A 16,074-nucleotide genomic window follows, 5' to 3' on the forward strand; every position below is an offset into this window, starting at 1 on the left:
AGGTGCGCACCCCGGGCGCGCCGTTACAACGCAAAACGGGGCCGAAGCAAAAACGGGGCGCCGATCGCGCCCCGTCCAAAACCTCAGTCGGCGTACTGGCCGGCGGCTTCGATGATCGGCTTCCAGCGCCCGATCTCGCTTTCAAGCTTGGCCTTCAGCGCCGCCGGTGTCGCGTCGGCTTCGGGCGACGGCTTGGTGCCGAGTTCGGCGAAGCGGGCGGCGACGTTCTGATCCTTCAACGCGACCTGCAGCGATTTCGACAGGCGTCCGGTGATCTCGGCCGGCGTACCCTTTGGTGCGTAGAGGCCGTGCCAGATGCTGACCTGCACCTCGGGAAGGCCGCCTTCCGTCGTCGTCGGGACGTCCGGCAGCACATCGAGGCGTTCCGGCGAGGTGACGGCATAGGCCTTGATCGTGCCGCCCTGGATCTGCTTGGTGGTGTTGGTCGTCTGGTCGCACATCATGTCGACCTGGCCGCCCAGAAGATCGGTCATGGCCGGGCCGGTGCCCTTGTAGGGCACGGTGACCAGCGGCGTACCGATGGCGCTCATGAACAGCATGCCGCACAAATGCGAGGCCGCACCGATCCCGGCATTGGCGACGGTGACAGTATCCTTGTTGGCCTTGGCGTACTCGACCAGTCCCTTCAGATCGGTCGGCTCAAGGTCCTTGCGGCCGACGACGGTCATTGGCACCTCGGTGACGAGGCCGACATATTCGAAGGCGTTGAGCGTGTCGTATGCGAGCTTTCTGTACAGCGTCGCACTGGTCGCCATGCCGATGTGGTGGAGGAGCAGCGTATAACCGTCCGGGTCAGCCTTCGCGACGCGGCCCGCGCCCAGCGTGCCGCCGGCACCGCCGACATTCTCGACGATGACCTGCTGGCCGAGATCCTTCGACATGGCTTCGGCGATGAGGCGTGTGACCGTGTCGGTCGGGCCGCCGGCCGCAAACGGCACCACCACGGTGATGGTGCGTTCCGGATAGGTCTGCGCGCCCGCGGCGAACGGATAAAGCGTGACGGCCGCTGCGGCAGCTAGAGCGGCAACAAATTTTCTCATTGTGACTTCCTCCCAGAGTATGAATCTTCAGCCACCGCGCGAAATTCCTCTCGGCGACGGCTGTGATGTAATAGCAACTAGTGCAGGCTGGCAGATTGCAATCGGACTCAAACGGCCAAACTGCGATTATCTACAACCATCCACAAGATGGATGGAAAAGATCTGGGTCGAATGATGGATCGCGGGATGTCGTCATCTGACGACGGTACGTTGGCGCATGCCGGTTGCTGCCCGATCCCTGCTCTTCCTCGGTTCTATTCTAATAACCGTAGCCGCGCGCCATCGCCGCCGCAAAGATCGGGATGAGCAGGAAGATGAAGCCCTCGGCGCGGACATAGTTCTTCACCGAGGCGAGCTCCGCCGCCGGGACCGAGAATGATGGATTGCCGCTTGCCTTCCTGCTCCAGGAGATGAAGCGCACGGTCGGGATGATCGACAGCAGGCCGACGATGATGAAGGCCATCATCTTTGCCCAGAACACCCAGTTGAAGACGTAGAACTCCCAACCCTTCAGGCCGAAGAACACCCGGCAGATGCCGACGATGACGATCAGCGCGGCGATGATGCCGTAGTGGCGGTCGATGCCGACAAGGCGCTTGAGCGTCGTCGCCCCCAACTCGCCGCGCACCAGCACGAACTCGGCGCCAATGATGCCGGCCAGCGAGAACACAAGAAGATGATGGACGATCGCCAGCAGAAGGTCGGTGGTGTCCATTATCTTTCCTCGTATTCAGACGGCGCCGCGATATCGCTGAATCAGCTTCGTCCGAAGACTAACATCGCCTGTCGAGAATCCCACACGCCGAAATGTCAGCCGGTCAATGACTGCGCTCATCTACTTGCGTCGCTGGAGGATGCTCCGGGCGATCCTGGCCCTTGTTCGAACGTGCAGGTTTGCTAAGCGCTGCCGCTCAAAGGAGAGGACGCGATGAGCATTGCAGGGGAAGCCGGGGTGCCGATCCTCGAGACCGCGCGGACGGTCCTGCGGCCGCATCGGCTCGACGATTTCGAGACCTATGTCGCGATGTGGGCGGACCCGGGGGTCACCCGCTTCATCGGCGGCAAGCCGCGCACCCGCGAGGAAAGCTGGATGCGCTTCCTGCGCCATGCCGGGCTGTGGTCGCTGCTTGGCTATGGGTTCTGGGCGATCGAGGACAAGGCGACTGGCCGCTTCCTCGGCGAGGCCGGCTTCCATGATCTGAAGCGCGAGATCGAGCCCTCGATCGAAGGCGTGCCGGAAGCCGGCTGGGCTTTAGCCTCGGGTGCGCACGGCCAGGGGCTTGCAAGCGAAGTCGTCGGGCGCATCGTTGCGTGGGGTGACGAGGCGTTCGGGCGAGCCAGGACCGTCTGCATCATCGATCCCGAAAATGGCGCCTCGCTCAAGGTCGCAGCTAAGAACGGCTATCGCGAGATGCTGCGGACCACCTATCACGACAAGCCGACGATCCTGCTGGAGCGGTGGGCCGGAGGGGCAACAGCCTAGAGGGCAAATGCCGGGTTGGTCCGCCCCGGTGCTGGCGCGCTTCTCGGATCAGCGTTTGGCCTTGGACCTGTTCAGGGCCACCGCTGCTCGCACGAGAGTCTTGAACGCTTCCTGGTCGATCTCCTCGCCTTCGCGAAAATCGATGGCGCGCCTTGTGTTGCCTTCGAGGCTGGAGTTGAAGAGACGTGAGGGATCCGGCAGCGCCGCGCCCTTGGCGAAGGTCAGCTTGACGACGGCCTTGTAGGTCTCGCCGGTGCAGATCATTCCGACGTCCTCCCAGACCGGCACGCCGCGCCACTTCCATTCCTCGGTGACGTCCGGATCGGCATCCCTAATCAGGGCGCGCAGTCGGCCGAGCATCTCGCCCCGCCAATCGCCCAATTCCGCGATACGGCCATCAATCAGCTCGGAAGGAGACTTGCTTTCCTGCACGCCGATTTTCTCCATATGTGTCCTCCTTCAACACCCGCTAGACGGTTCGCCATGATGCCTCGTCGGGCGGACCGTGAGTGACCGATAATGCGCTTACATTCGTTCGCCAGGCAATTGACTCGCCTGTTTCACCCAGGAGACGAATTGCGCTTCGTCGAGCTGGTCGTCCTCATGGATGTGAAAATAGCGCGTGTCCTTGCTCTTGGATTCGCCGGGCGGCACCGGCTTCAGCGACATGCCGCGAAAGAAGGCCACTTTGACGTATCTGGTGAAACAATGAATGCCGAGAAACCAGCCTTCGCCGTCCGTGCCGTAAAACGGCGAGTTCCATTTGACGGCCTTCTGCACGTCGGGGACGGCCTGCATGATGAGTTGGTCGAGCCGGCGGCCTAGCTCGCTCTTCCAACCCGGCATCGCCGCGATATAGGCCTGCACGGGAGCGTCACCATACCCCTTGGCGATCTGCGGGTTGCCGCCCGAAAGCAGGACGGGTTTTTCCCCCGACGGCCTGGCTGCAACCTTTGCCGATTTCGCTTTTGCCATCAGGCCGGTCCGGCGCGCTCGCGCGCCGGCCCACCGCGCCACCTTGCGGCATAGGGCAGCACGAACATGTAGAGGCCGCTGAACAACAGCAGGAAAAGCGGCAGGAGCGGCGAATAGACCACCCAGGCCGGCGGCTCGCCCAACGCCATGGCGATGAAGTTGGCGATGACGGTGATGGTAAAGATGATCGACAGCCAGCGATGCAACTGCCTGATCCACTTGCTCCAGTCCAATGCTTCCTCCTCTGAAAGAACCAATGAACGCTGGGCTTACCAGCACGCCAGCTGCGTGATCTGAATGAGATTGCCGCAGACCCTCAATCGATCCGCGAAAGCACCTGCTCCAAGGCCGCAAAGAACTTCGGCCAGCCAACGGTCGCACCTCGGAAATACGGCTCCTGGTCAGTCCGGAAGCCTGTCTGCTCCATGCGCAGGCGAGTGCCGGCGCTGGTCGGGGTGAGCGTCCATGTGACGACGCTCTCTAGATCCTTGGTGTCCCATGTGTAGCAAAGCGTTTTGTTTGGCTCGACTGTCCGGACCTGGCACTCGACACCGCCCCAGTCCGCGCTCAGTTCGAAACGGTGGTCTACGACCGGCTTGAAGTTGTTCTTCATCAGCCACTCCTCGATGAGATGCGGTTGGGTCAGTGCCCGCCAGATCTTTTCCGGCGGATAGGGAATCTCGCGCTCGACGACAACGGAGCGCGTTCCGGCCGGCATATCGTTCATTGATCCATCCTCTGCAGCAGATCCTCGAGATCGTCGAACCGGCTCTCCCAGAACCCGGCCATATAGCGAGTCCAATCCATTAGCGGCGCCAGCGCGCCAAGCTGTGCGCTGTAATGGGTCTGGCGACCCTCGTGGCGGTCGCGCACCAGTCCGGCTTGCTTGAGCAGGCCGAGATGTTTCGACACCGCCGGCTGCGAGACACCCGCCTCAGCCGTCAGTGCGCCGACCGTCTGCTCGCCTTGCCGGCACAGACGCTCGAAGATGGCGCGCCTTGTCGGATCGGCAAGCGTCCGGAAGAGCATATCGTGTGCGTTCGTCATCGGGATCGATAACTCAATGGCTATTGATTGACGTATAACCAGTGAGATATGTGTGAGTCAAGCAGAGCCTAGAGGGCGGAAGCTTAGGGCGGAGTCGGTCACGATATCTTGCGGGCCCGTCCCCGACATCCGCTTCCGCGTCAGCGCTTCCAGAAATCGCGGTGTGGTGCGAGCAGCTCGTCCGCGACTTCGGGGAAGGGGCCAAACACCTCGATCTTTTTCTGGCCGGAGTCGAGCACGGCGCGCGAAGAAAGGCTCATCGTCGGATTCGCCGCGTGATCGCCGGTGAGCGCGAGAAGCTTGGTCTCCTCGAAGCCGTAAACCAGCCGGCCGATATTGGCCCAGTAGAGCGTTCCGGTGCACATCGCGCAGGGCTCGCCGGTTGAGACGAGCGTGCAGGTCCAGAGAAACTCCGGCGAATAGGCAGCCGCCGCGCGTCGCGCAAGTTCGGTTTCGGCATGATGGACGGTGTCGATATTGCCTTGGCGCATGAGGATCGCGTCGTCGGGGCCGACCAGCACCGCTCCGAAAGGATGATGACCGTGCGCCGCCGCCTCGCGCGCCGCGGCGTCGGCGGATCGGAGGTGGGCGAGCATCTGATCGCGGGTCATGGCAAAAACCCTATCGCGCCGCCATCCACCCGATGGGCGGCCCTTTGAGCCGAGATTGGTGCCAAGGGACGCGATTGGCAAGTGCTAACCGTCGCTTGAGCGTCCACCTGCCCGAAGCTCGGCGACATTGGCCTGCTGCGTGCCGGAAACTCCGATTTGATGCTCGCCAAAACTCCGATCCGTTGTGGGTTTCGGCGGCGTGTCGAGACTTGCCGCATCCAGCATGGATGCATCTTCGCCAAAAGCGCGGGTGGCGCGGGCGGCAGCTTCGAGCAGCGGCCGCTTCATGCGGGTGAGGAAGGCCGCGTCGACCCGCGTGTTCGGACCGGCGAGCGTGAGCACGCCGAGCAGTGTCCGTCCCGGCCCGAAGACAGGGGCAGAGATGCCGGCAGTCTGCGGATCGCGGTCACCGATTGAAATGTAGCTATAGGTTTTCCGGATCGTCTCGTAAGGCTCGCCCTGCTCTCCCGAGAACGCGGCCAGCACCCGGCCGCCGGAACCAACCAGCAAGGGCAGCACGTCACCTTCCCGTATCGTGTAGCGGATCGGGTGCTTCGACTCGACCCGGTAGAGACAGGTGCGCACGTCGCCCGAGCGGACATAGAAGGCGACGCTTTCCCAGCTTCGCTCGGAGAGATCGCGCATGATCGGCAACAGGATATCCATCGCCACGAGCGAGCGCTGGTAAAGCGCGCCGAGCCTGAAGGTCGCTGGTCCGATGCGATAGCGTCCGTCCTCCAGGCGCTCCAGCAATTGCCCGCGCATCAGCGAGTTGGCCAATCTGAGGATCGTGCTCTTGTAGAGACCGGTTCGGGCCGCGATCTCGGCGAGGCCGAGCGACCGGTCGGCAATGGTGAAGGCGTCGAGGATGGCGATTGCCCTGTCGAGCGCGGCTACGCCGTCGGCCGGAGCCTGGCTTGGAGGGAGGTCTGTCATTGCGGTGACGATTTCATCGTGGTCGCCCATCCGGGAATGACCCTGGACATGCGGATTTAGTCCGATCCTATGCGTTCTGTCCAGCAGAATGGCATTCCCGTTGACAGAACGCGGTAACAAATGCTTGAACTCGAATGCGGGTCTTAATTCAGGCCACGTCTTGGCAGGCACCGGAGGAGGTGTCGTGATTTGGAGGAATCCCATGCTGAACAGACGCAGATTCTTGTCGACCACCGCCGCCGGCTTCGCGGCTTTGCATTTCGGACCCGCCTTTGCGCAGGACGCCCCGCAAATCCAAATTTTCGTGCCGGCGGCCCCCGGCGGCGGCTGGGACCAGACCGCGCGCACGATCGATCAGGTGCTGCGCTCCGAAAAGCTGATCTCCGGCTCGCAGATCACCAATGTCGGCGGCGCCGGCGGCACGGTCGGCCTGCCGCAATTCGTCAACCAGTGGAAGGGCAAGGGCAATGCGCTGATGGTTGCCGGCATGGTCATGGTTGGCGCCATCATCGCCAACAAGGCCGCCAACAATCTCACCGAAGTGACGCCGATCGCGCGCCTCACCGGCGAGTTCGAGGCGCTGGTGGTGCCGGCAGCCTCGCCGTTCAAGACGGCCAATGATTTCGTCGCGGCGCTGAAGGCGGATCCGACGAAGGTTCCGGTGGCCGGCGGTTCGGCCGGCGGTTCCGACCACATCCTGTTCGGCCTGATCGCCAAGACGGCCGGCGTGCCTGCCGCCAACCTGTCCTATGTGCCGTTCGCCGGCGGCGGCGAGGCGCTGTCGGCGCTGCTCGGCAACCAGGTCGCGGCCGGCATTTCCGGCTATGGCGAATTCTCCGAGCAGGTCAAGGCGGGCGCGCTCCGGCTGCTGGCGATCTCGTCGGACAAGCGCCAGGAAGGCATCGACGCGCCGACATTGAAAGAGGCCGGCATCGACGTCGAATTGTTCAACTGGCGCGGCGTCTTTGCACCCCCCGGCGTTTCCGACGAAGACAAGGCGGCGATGATCAAGATGGTCGAGATCATGGCGAAGAGCGAGGCCTGGGCGACCGAGTGCAAGAACCGCAACTGGACGCCGATTCTGCTGACCGGCGACGATTATGCCAAGTTCGTCGCCGAGGACACGACACGCATCGGCGCGATCCTCAAGGATCTCGGCCTCGCCTGATCGCCTCCTGCCTGATCTCGAAGGAGGCTGCATCGCTTCTTCGTAGACAGCGGACATGCGACGGTTCAATGAAAGTGCGGCGAAGCCGGCAGTGGAAGGCCGGCTTCCGGGGAGGAGATCATGAGCACCAGCGACCAGCAGGCGTCACCGCCGCGCCTTGCCATACCCGAATTGCTGATCGGCGTCGGGCTTCTTGCCTGCGCCGGGGCCGTTGCCTGGCAGACCCTGGCGATCCCGGTTTCGCCGCTCTATTCCAAGGTCGGCCCGAAGGTCTTCCCCTACATGACCATGGCCGGCATCGTGATCCTGTCGCTGCTGCTCATCGTTGCCGCCCTGCGTGGCGGCTGGCAGCCGGACGAGGAAAAGGAGACGCCGACCGATTGGAAGGCGATGGGTTTCGTGGTCGCGGGGCTCGTTGCCAATCTCGTGCTGATCCAGCCGCTCGGCTTCACAGCCGCCTCGGTGATCATGTTCGTGCTGGTCTGCTTCGGCTTCGGCAGCCGGCATCCGCTGCGCGATGCGCTGCTCGGCCTGATCTTGGCGCTGGCGGCCTATTTCGGATTCGCCAGAGCGCTCGGCGTCAACATCGGGGCCGGCCTGATCGAGAACCAGCTCAACGCGTTGATCAGCGCCCTCGTCGGCATCGGAAGGGGCTGAGGACGATGGACACCCTCGGTTATCTCGCGCACGGATTTGCGGTCGCCTTCACGCCGACCAATCTCTTGTGGTGCCTGCTCGGCACGACGCTCGGAACCGCGATCGGCGTGCTGCCCGGCCTCGGGCCGGCGCTGACCATCGCGCTGCTTTTGCCGATCACCTACCAGGTGGCGCCGGAAGCTTCCTTCATCCTGTTTGCCGGCATCTATTACGGCGCCATGTATGGCGGCTCGACGACGTCGATCCTGCTCAATACACCGGGCGAAAGCGCCACCATCGTCACCGCGCTCGAGGGCAACCGGATGGCGCGTTCGGGCCGCGGCGGCGCGGCGCTTGCGACTTCCGCGATCGGCTCGTTCGTCGCCGGGACCATCGGCACGCTGGGCGTCGCCTTCCTGGCGCCGATCGTGGTCAAGCTGGCGCTGGCTTTCGGGCCGGCGGAATATTTTTCGCTGATGGTGCTCGCCTTCATCACCGTTTCGGCGGTGCTCGGCTCGTCCTCTGTGCGTGGGCTTACCAGCCTGTTCGTCGGGTTCGTCATCGGCATGATCGGCGTCGACCTGCAGACCGGGCAGCCGCGCTTCACCTTCGGCATGGGCGAGTTGCTCGACGGCGTCGACGTCATCATCGTCGCGGTCGGCCTCTTTGCGGTCGGCGAGACTCTCTACGTGGCCTCGCGCCGCTATGCCGGGAAGGACGAGATCGTGCCGCTGAGGGGCTCGCTCTACATGACTGCTTCCGAATGGGCGCGCTCGTGGAAGCCGTGGCTCAGGGGCGCGGCAATCGGCTTCCCGATCGGCGCCCTGCCCGCCGGCGGGGCCGAGATCCCGACCTTCCTCTCCTATGCCATCGAAAAGAAGCTTTCCAAGCACAAGGAGGAGTTCGGCACGGTCGGCGCCATCGAAGGCGTCGCCGGGCCGGAGGCTGCCAACAACGCGTCGGCTGCCGGCGTGCTGGTGCCGATGCTGACGCTTGGCCTGCCGACCTCGGCAACGGCGGCGATCATGCTGTCGGCCTTCCAGAGCTACGGCATCAATCCCGGACCGCTGCTGTTGACGACGCAGGCCAATCTCGTCTGGGGCCTCATCGCCAGTCTGTTCATCGCCAACGTCATCCTCGTCATCCTCAACCTGCCGCTGATCGGCCTATGGGTACGATTGCTCAAGATCCCGGCGCCGCAGCTCTATGCCGGGATTCTGGTGTTCGCCACCGTCGGCACCTACGGCATCTCGCAGTCGCCGATCGATCTCATCATCCTCTATCTGCTGGGCGCGGCGGGTTTCTTGATGCGCCGCTTCGATTTTCCGACGGCGCCGGTCATCATCGGCATGATCCTCGGGCCGCTCGCCGAGACGCAGTTCCGCCGGGCGATGACGATCGCCAATGGCGACTGGACGGTGTTCTACCGGCACCCGCTCTCGCTGACGCTTTTAACGCTCGCCTTCATCGGTCTGGTCGGCCCGCATATCTGGGCCTGGATCGAACGCCGGCGCACGCGCGGACCAGAGCATGTGCCGGGCGATGCCTGACCGATCTGGAGCATCATGACAGACCTGCTTTCCGGCATCCGCGTCCTCGACCTCACCAATGTGCTGGCAGGTCCTTACTGCGCCTACCAGCTGGCGCTGCTCGGCGCCGACGTCATCAAGGTCGAGGCGCCGCCGGGCGGCGATCTCGCGCGCCAGCTTGGCGCCTCGCCGGAGCTCAACAAAGCCGGCATGGGTGCATCCTTCCTGGCGCAGAACGCCGGCAAACGATCGGTGATGCTCGACCTGAAGCAGGAGGCCGACCGCGAGCGGTTCCTCAACCTGGTCGCCACGGCGGACGCACTGGTCGAGAATTTCCGGCCCGGCGTGATGGATCGGCTCGGCCTCGGCCATGAGAAGCTAAAGAAGGTGCGGCCAAGCCTCGTCTATTGCGCGATATCGGGTTTCGGCCAGACCGGCCCGATGCGCGGCAACCCGGCCTATGATCAGATCATCCAGGGGCTGTCCGGGATCATGAGCATCACCGGCACGCCGGAAACGGCGCCCCTGCGCGTCGGCTATCCGGTCGCCGACACGCTGGGCGGGCTGGTGGGGGCCTTCGCCATCGCTGCGGCGCTGGTGCGGCAGAAGACCAGCGGCGAAGGCGCCTTCCTCGACGTGTCGATGCTCGAATGCACGCTGTCGGCGCTAGGATGGCCGGTGTCGAACTATCTGACGGCGGGCGTCCAGCCTCAAGCCATGGGCAACGAGAACATGACGGCCGCGCCCTCCGGCGCGTTCCGCACCGGCGAGGGCCTGCTCAACATCGCCGCCAACAAGCAGGAGCAGTTCGTCATCCTTTGCGGCTTGATCGGCCGCCCAGAGTTGGCTTCGGATCCGCGCTTCGCCGAGCGCGAGACGCGCAAAGAGAACCGGGCAGCGCTGAAGCCGCTCATCGAAGACGCGCTTGCCGGCGCTCCTGCGGCGGTCTGGGAAGAAAAGCTCAACCGCGCCGGCGTGCCGGCCGGGCGGGTGCTGACGATCCCGCAAGTGCTGCAGGAACGCCAGGTCACCGAGCGCCGCATGACGACGCGCTTCCAGGAGATACCCGGAATGGACAAGCCGCTCACGGTGGTGCGTGGCGGCTTTATGGTCGACGGTGCGGCTCCCGTGCCAGCCGGCCCCCCGCCACGTCTTGGCGCGCATATGGACGACGTGTTCGCCAGCTTGCCGGCGCGCGGCAAAGGGAGGGCGCGGGCATGAGCGCGGACAAAAGGACCGGCCGCGACCGCGGCGAGGAGTGGTGGCGGACCGGCATCATCGAGATGCAGCCCGGCGTGATCCGGCTGCGCGGCTACCAGATCCAGGATCTGATCGGCCGGGTCAGCTTTCCGGCGATGATCTGGCTGATGCTGCGCGGCGAATTGCCGGGCGACGATCAGGCGGCGCTGCTCGGCATCGCGCTCGGGGCCGCCGTCGACCACGGCCCGCAGGCGCCGTCGATCGCGATCGCGCGCATGGCGGCGACCTGCGGCGTCGGCATCAACAACGCCATGGCCTCCGCCATCAATGTGCTGGGGGACGTGCATGGCGGGGCCGGCGAGCAGGCGCTTTCCTTCTATGGCAACATCGCCGCCGCAATGGATGGTGGCGCGAGCCTCGCCGAAGCGGTGAGTGCGCGGCTCGACCGGTTCTTCGCCGAGGAAAAGGGCTACGTGCCCGGCCTCGGGCATCGCTTCCACCCGATCGATCCGCGGGCGCCGCGCCTCATCGAACTGACGCGCGACTTCGCCGGTCGCGGCGTCGTCAGCGGGCGCTTTGCCGACATTGCCGAGGCGATCGAGGCGGAGGTGGCGACACGCAAGGGCAAGACGATCCCGCTCAACATCGATGGCGCCACGGCCGTCATCTATGGCGAGCTAGGCTTCCCGCCGCCACTGACGCGCGGCCTCTTCGTGCTGTCGCGCTCGGTAGGCATACTGGCGCATGCCTGGGAGCAATCACAGGAGAGCGACCGCAACAAGGGACCTCTGCCCAAAGAATGGCTGTGGGCTTATAGCGGCACCCCGGCACGGCCGTTTCCTGGCGACTCCGATTAGAGCGTTTCACCGTTCCACGGAAACGGCGAACCAATCTATCTCTTTGTTTTGACGGAATTCCTGACGGATGCCGTGTCACACTTTCGTGGAATTGCGCCAGGCCATCGTCTTACGCCGGATCGGTCGCCAAGGCCGTCAAATCCCTCAGCAGCGTGGAAAGCTCGGGCTCGTCGATCAGCAGGGCCGCATCGGCCGCCGGCAGCCAAGCCCGCTGACGGTTCACGGCCTCCCGCCAGTTGGCCATCTCCTCGCTGACTTCGAGCAGGTAGACGACCACGTCGACACGGACGAAACGGCTGGCCATGCGCTTCCAATAGGAGTAGCCGCCGGCAGGCTGCTTCAGCGCCTTGCCCAGCACGCCCGCCTCTTCCTGGGCCTCGATCGCGGCCGCCTTGCGCCCGCTCTTGCCCTTCATCGGCCAGCCCTTGGGCACAATGAAACGTTTGGTCGTGCGCGAGGTGACCAGCAAGACTTCAAGCTGGCCGTCGCCGCGTAGGCGAAAGGGGATGGCCGCCACCTGGCGGATCCGCTCTCCCTTCTTTGCCCTGCGTACTGCTTTCTTCTTGGCTGCTGCCATCCCAAAATCCGATCAAAGCGGCATTCCTGCCGTACGCTATCCACACGGCAAAACCTCGCTCCTGCAAATCCCAAAACCGCCGCCCATGCAAGCCGGACGCCGCCGACAGTAAGTCGGCTAAGTAAACCGAAAAAAGAAAAATGTCAGCGGCAGACGCGCGAAATCGTGGTGCCGATCACCTGAGACTGGCAATTCTGCTTGACGATCGGCACTTCAGGGCGAGCCTTCGGAACGATCTGCCGGTCCTGCTCGCGGTAAAGCTGCTGCTGTTGCTGGAACTGTCGTCGCTGCAGCTGGTTCCGGAGCGCCTGCAGCTCGTTATGTTGGATCAGGGCGTTGCGGTCTGTGGGGATGACGACCTGCGCGGAGGCATATGAAGCCGCGCCCAAAAGGGCGGCAGTCGACAAAGCCGCGGCAATCAAAGCCGCCGATAGCCGAGGATGCGACATCGCTTCCTTCCCGCACGAAAAACAGAAACTTTGCCGTAATATAGGGTGTTTGTGCGGATCTACCATGGTTCAAGCGACCGATCTCGCCGCACAGCCTCAATCGGTTGGATGATGCCCGCCGGTTCCTTCAATCGACCTCGCGCAAACGGTAGCCGACGCCGGTCTCGGTGATGATGTAGCGCGGCTGGTCCGGTGTCTTCTCGATCTTCTGCCTCAATTGGCGGACATAGACCCTGAGATATTGCACGTCCGTCGACTCGTTCCAGATCTGCTTCAGCAGGAACTGATGGGTCAGAACCTTGCCGGCATACTGCACGAGCATGCGCAGGATATCGTATTCCTTCGGCGACAGTTTTACTTCCCTGCCCTCTACCTTGACGATGCGCTTCACCAGGTCGACCGAAAGGTCGCCGGCCTGGAACACCGGCTTCTCGCCCTGCTGCTGGAATTTGTGGCGCAGCGCCACGCGGATGCGGGCGACGAGCTCGTTCATGCCGAAGGGTTTCGTCACATAGTCGTCCGCGCCGATCTCGAGCGCCTGGACGATGCCGGCCTCGTCGGTGCGGCTCGACAGGATGACGACCGGAATGTCGAGGCCGTCGTCACGCCATTTGCCGAGCAGTTCGAGGCCCGTCATCCCCGGGAGGCCGAGATCGAGCAGGATCAGGTCGGGCCGCTGCGCCTGCATGAGATCGATCGCTGCCTTGGCGTTCGGTGCCTCCGATACGGCATAGCCCTGGCTGCCGAGACCGACCCGAAGCAGCCTGCGGATCGGCGGCTCGTCGTCGACGACCAGGATGCTGACGTTCTGACCGGTCATGCGGCGTCATCCGTTTTGGCGACGGCAAGGTCCGGAATTTCCTGCGGCACCGGCATGCGGATGGTGAAGATCGCGCCGGGCCGGTCGGTGCGGTTCGTCGCCGAGATCGTGCCGCCCATGGCCTCGACGAAGCCGCGACTGATCGACAGGCCGAGACCGGTGCCGGCGCGGACCTGGTCGCGCTTGCGCACCCGGTAGAAGGTGTCGAAGATCCGTTCGAGGTCGTTTGGCGGGATGCCTGGTCCCTCGTCCATGACCTGCAGGATCACGGAGCCGTTGTCGACCCAGCCTTGCAGGCGGATGGTCGAGCCGGACGCGGAATATTTGGCGGCATTGTCTAGGAGGTTGAACAGCGCCTGCTCGAACAGCACCGCGTCGAGGCGCAGCATCGGCAAGTCCGGCGGAAGGTCGGTGTCGATGCGGTGCTCGCCGGTGATCTTGCGAGCGCGATCGAGCGCCGAGCCGACGATATCGCCGACATAATGGAGGGCGTAGTTCGGCTCCATGGCGCCGGACTCGATCTTGGTCATGTCGAGCAGATTGGCGATGAAGCGGTTGAGCCGCTCCGATTCGTCGACCACCGTCGACAGGAGTTCCGCGCGGTCTTCTTCGGGAAGGGCGGCCGCGTATTCCCGCAGCGTGCCGGCGGCACCCATGATGGCGGCCAGCGGCGTCTTCAGGTCATGCGAGATCGAGGTAAGCAGCGCCGTGCGCAGCCGGTCCGCTTCCGCCGCCAGCCTGGCGCGGTCGACATCGGCGACAAGCTGGATGCGTTCGATGGCGACCGCCGCCTGATCGGCAAGCGCGTCGAGAAGGCGCTGCTGCTCGGGGGTCAGCAAAGGGCCCTGCTTGTCGTTGTCGAGGCCGACGACGCCGACCGCTGTCCGGCCTGTTCGCAAGGGCAGATAGAGGCGCTTCGCGCCGGGCAGCGTATCGGCGCCGCGGCCGGCGGGGCGGTCATGTTCCCAGGCCCACCGGGCCGCCGCGATGTCGGCCTCGGCGAGCGTATCGTCCGGCGGATAGCCGGCCTTGACGGTGATCGTTCCATTCTCGGGCAGAAGCAGCACCACGCGCACTTTCAGCATCGAGGCGATCTGGAAGGCGGTGGCCCACAGCACGTCGTCAAGCGTGCCGGCGCCGGCGAGCTTCTTGGAGAACGAGTAGATGTCCTGCGTGGCTCGCGCGCGTGAGCGGGCGGCGACCGCCTGGCGCTGGACGCGCGCCGTCAGATTGCTGGCGATGACTGCGACAACGAGAAAGACCGCGAAGGCAACGATGCTCTCCGGATCCCTGATCGTGAACGTATAGCGCGGCTCGAGGAAGAAATAGTTGAAGGCAAGCGCGCTCAGGAAACAAGCGTAGAGCGCCGGCCAGAGTCCGAACGTCACCGCCGAAGTCAGCACCGCCAGCAGCAGGACGCTGGCCAGATTGCGGACATCGAGGAACTGATCGAGAATCGAGCTGACGGCCACCGCGCCGGCGACATAGGCCGTCGAGAACAGATAGGGCCAGATCTGGAAGGGCTTCCGCTCGGACGCGGCCTTCACCCGTGCCGACGGCATGTCGGCATCGCGCTCCTTGCCCGAAATGACATGGACGCTGATGTCGCCGGCATTGCGGATCAGGTCATAGGTGAGCGAGCCCTCGATCAGTTCCCGCCAGCGCGAGCGGGTCGGCCTGCCGATGACGATATGGGTGAAGTTGTTCGCCGTCGCATGGCGCACGATGTCCTGGGCGACGTTCTGGCCCGGGATGGTCGCCACCTCGGCGCCGAGCTGTTCGGCAAGGCGCAGGTTTGTCGCCAGCCGGTCCTTGTCCTCTTCGGACATGCCGGCCAGGCGAGGCGTGTCGACATGCAGTGCCGTCCATGGCGCCCGCAGGCGATCGGCGAGCCGGCGTGCGTAGCGGATACGAGCGCCCCCGTCCGGACGCGAGTCGACGCAGACAAGGACCCGCTCGCCGGCCGCCCACGGTCCCGGAATGGCGTGGGACTGCATATGGCTGAGGAGCTGTTCATCGACGCGCTGCGCGGTGCGTCGCAGCGCCAACTCGCGAAGCGCCGTCAGATTGCCAGGCGAAAAATAGTTCTCGATCGCGCGCTGAGCGGTTTGCGGGAAATAGACCTTGCCTTCATGCAGCCGCTTGATCAGGTCGTCCGGGGTGAGGTCGATGACCTCGATGTCGTCGGCCTCGTCGATGATGGAATCCGGAACGGTTTCGCGCACCCTGACGCGGGTGATCTGCGCCACGACGTCATTCAGGCTTTCGACATGCTGGATGTTGAGCGTGGTGTAGACGTCGATGCCCTGCGACAGGAATTCCTGAACATCGAGATAGCGCTTGGGATGACGGCTGCCGGGCGCGTTGGTGTGCGCGAGTTCGTCGATCAGAACCAGCTCCGGCCGCCGTTTCAGGATGGCGTCGATGTCCATCTCGTCGAGGACGCGGCCCCTGTATTCGACCTCGCGGCGCGGGATCACCTCATAGCCTTCGACCAGCGCCTGGGTTTCCTTGCGGCCATGCGTTTCAACGACGCCGATCGCGACGTCGATGCCGTCGGCGCGCCGGGCGCGGCCTGCCAACAGCATCTCGTAGGTCTTGCCGACGCCGGGCGCCGCGCCAAGGAAGATGCGCAGACGGCCGCGGCCCTCCCGCTCCGCGTGCTCGAGCAGCGCGTCGGGAGAAGGTCTGTTCTCGAAGTTGGTCCTGTCGTCCGGCATCAAGT

The 16,074-nt window shown here is 64.3% G+C and carries 19 protein-coding genes; 6 read left to right on the plus strand and 13 right to left on the minus strand.

Annotated elements, in window-relative coordinates:
- Positions 1-83 precede the first annotated feature (83 nt).
- Positions 84-1,061: a tripartite tricarboxylate transporter substrate-binding protein gene (locus CK221_RS18490; protein WP_095778744.1), complete on the minus strand. Its 978-nt coding sequence runs from the start codon at positions 1,059-1,061 to the stop codon at positions 84-86.
- Positions 1,062-1,320: 259 nt separating this feature from the next.
- Positions 1,321-1,776 (minus strand): DUF2214 family protein, encoded by a 456-nt coding sequence (locus tag CK221_RS18495; protein WP_095778745.1) that lies wholly within the window; start codon positions 1,774-1,776, stop codon positions 1,321-1,323.
- A gap of 213 nt (positions 1,777-1,989) precedes the next feature.
- Between CK221_RS18495 and CK221_RS18500 the strand changes: the two genes are divergently transcribed.
- Positions 1,990-2,544 (plus strand): GNAT family N-acetyltransferase, encoded by a 555-nt coding sequence (locus CK221_RS18500; RefSeq protein WP_095778746.1) that lies wholly within the window; start codon positions 1,990-1,992, stop codon positions 2,542-2,544.
- Between the two features lie 48 nt (positions 2,545-2,592).
- Here the strand turns inward: CK221_RS18500 and CK221_RS18505 are convergent, their stop codons facing one another.
- From CK221_RS18505 to CK221_RS18535, 7 genes are all read right to left on the minus strand, one after another.
- Positions 2,593-2,991 (minus strand): DUF1801 domain-containing protein, encoded by a 399-nt coding sequence (locus tag CK221_RS18505; RefSeq protein ID WP_095778747.1) that lies wholly within the window; start codon positions 2,989-2,991, stop codon positions 2,593-2,595.
- A gap of 78 nt (positions 2,992-3,069) precedes the next feature.
- Positions 3,070-3,519, minus strand: coding sequence for a DUF1801 domain-containing protein (locus tag CK221_RS18510; RefSeq protein WP_095778836.1), 450 nt, complete (start codon positions 3,517-3,519; stop codon positions 3,070-3,072).
- Positions 3,519-3,752 (minus strand): hypothetical protein, encoded by a 234-nt coding sequence (locus CK221_RS18515; RefSeq protein WP_095778748.1) that lies wholly within the window; start codon positions 3,750-3,752, stop codon positions 3,519-3,521. The genes CK221_RS18510 and CK221_RS18515 overlap by 1 nt, the downstream gene beginning before the upstream one ends.
- A gap of 83 nt (positions 3,753-3,835) precedes the next feature.
- Complete coding sequence (locus CK221_RS18520) at positions 3,836-4,246, minus strand: SRPBCC domain-containing protein (protein ID WP_095778749.1); 411 nt, start codon at positions 4,244-4,246, stop codon at positions 3,836-3,838.
- Positions 4,243-4,566 carry a metalloregulator ArsR/SmtB family transcription factor gene (locus CK221_RS18525; protein ID WP_095778750.1) on the minus strand — a complete coding sequence of 108 codons (324 nt, stop codon included), beginning with the start codon at positions 4,564-4,566 and terminating at the stop codon, positions 4,243-4,245. The genes CK221_RS18520 and CK221_RS18525 overlap by 4 nt, the downstream gene beginning before the upstream one ends.
- A gap of 140 nt (positions 4,567-4,706) precedes the next feature.
- Positions 4,707-5,177 carry a nucleoside deaminase gene (locus tag CK221_RS18530; protein ID WP_095778751.1) on the minus strand — a complete coding sequence of 157 codons (471 nt, stop codon included), beginning with the start codon at positions 5,175-5,177 and terminating at the stop codon, positions 4,707-4,709.
- Between the two features lie 84 nt (positions 5,178-5,261).
- Positions 5,262-6,113 (minus strand): IclR family transcriptional regulator, encoded by an 852-nt coding sequence (locus tag CK221_RS18535; RefSeq protein WP_095778837.1) that lies wholly within the window; start codon positions 6,111-6,113, stop codon positions 5,262-5,264.
- A 202-nt stretch (positions 6,114-6,315) separates the two neighbouring features.
- Here CK221_RS18535 and CK221_RS18540 point away from each other — a divergent pair, with 202 nt between their 5' ends.
- From CK221_RS18540 to CK221_RS18560, 5 genes are all read left to right on the plus strand, one after another.
- Positions 6,316-7,281 (plus strand): tripartite tricarboxylate transporter substrate-binding protein, encoded by a 966-nt coding sequence (locus CK221_RS18540; RefSeq protein ID WP_067003996.1) that lies wholly within the window; start codon positions 6,316-6,318, stop codon positions 7,279-7,281.
- A 120-nt stretch (positions 7,282-7,401) separates the two neighbouring features.
- Positions 7,402-7,938, plus strand: a complete 537-nt coding sequence (locus tag CK221_RS18545; RefSeq protein ID WP_095778752.1) for a tripartite tricarboxylate transporter TctB family protein — start codon at positions 7,402-7,404, stop codon at positions 7,936-7,938.
- A gap of 5 nt (positions 7,939-7,943) precedes the next feature.
- A complete protein-coding gene (locus CK221_RS18550; protein WP_095778753.1) occupies positions 7,944-9,467 on the plus strand; it encodes a tripartite tricarboxylate transporter permease in 1,524 nt (507 codons plus the stop codon).
- A 15-nt stretch (positions 9,468-9,482) separates the two neighbouring features.
- Positions 9,483-10,667 carry a CoA transferase gene (locus CK221_RS18555; RefSeq protein ID WP_095778754.1) on the plus strand — a complete coding sequence of 395 codons (1,185 nt, stop codon included), beginning with the start codon at positions 9,483-9,485 and terminating at the stop codon, positions 10,665-10,667.
- On the plus strand, positions 10,664-11,503 hold the full coding sequence (locus tag CK221_RS18560; protein ID WP_095778755.1) for a citryl-CoA lyase: 840 nt from the start codon (positions 10,664-10,666) through the stop codon (positions 11,501-11,503). The genes CK221_RS18555 and CK221_RS18560 overlap by 4 nt, the downstream gene beginning before the upstream one ends.
- Before the next feature lie 109 nt (positions 11,504-11,612).
- Here the strand turns inward: CK221_RS18560 and CK221_RS18565 are convergent, their stop codons facing one another.
- The 4 genes from CK221_RS18565 to CK221_RS18580 form a co-directional block, all read right to left on the minus strand.
- Complete coding sequence (locus CK221_RS18565) at positions 11,613-12,080, minus strand: NUDIX hydrolase (protein ID WP_095778756.1); 468 nt, start codon at positions 12,078-12,080, stop codon at positions 11,613-11,615.
- Positions 12,081-12,223: 143 nt separating this feature from the next.
- Positions 12,224-12,595, minus strand: coding sequence for a hypothetical protein (locus CK221_RS18570; RefSeq protein ID WP_245430675.1), 372 nt, complete (start codon positions 12,593-12,595; stop codon positions 12,224-12,226).
- Positions 12,596-12,656: 61 nt separating this feature from the next.
- Positions 12,657-13,349, minus strand: coding sequence for a response regulator transcription factor (locus CK221_RS18575; protein WP_095778757.1), 693 nt, complete (start codon positions 13,347-13,349; stop codon positions 12,657-12,659).
- Positions 13,346-16,069 (minus strand): sensor histidine kinase KdpD, encoded by a 2,724-nt coding sequence (locus CK221_RS18580; protein WP_095778758.1) that lies wholly within the window; start codon positions 16,067-16,069, stop codon positions 13,346-13,348. Before CK221_RS18580 ends, CK221_RS18575 begins: the two co-directional genes overlap by 4 nt.
- Positions 16,070-16,074 lie beyond the last annotated feature (5 nt).

It is taken from the genome of Mesorhizobium sp. WSM3868, assembly GCF_002294785.1.
In the GTDB taxonomy this organism is placed as follows: Bacteria; Pseudomonadota; Alphaproteobacteria; order Rhizobiales; family Rhizobiaceae; genus Mesorhizobium.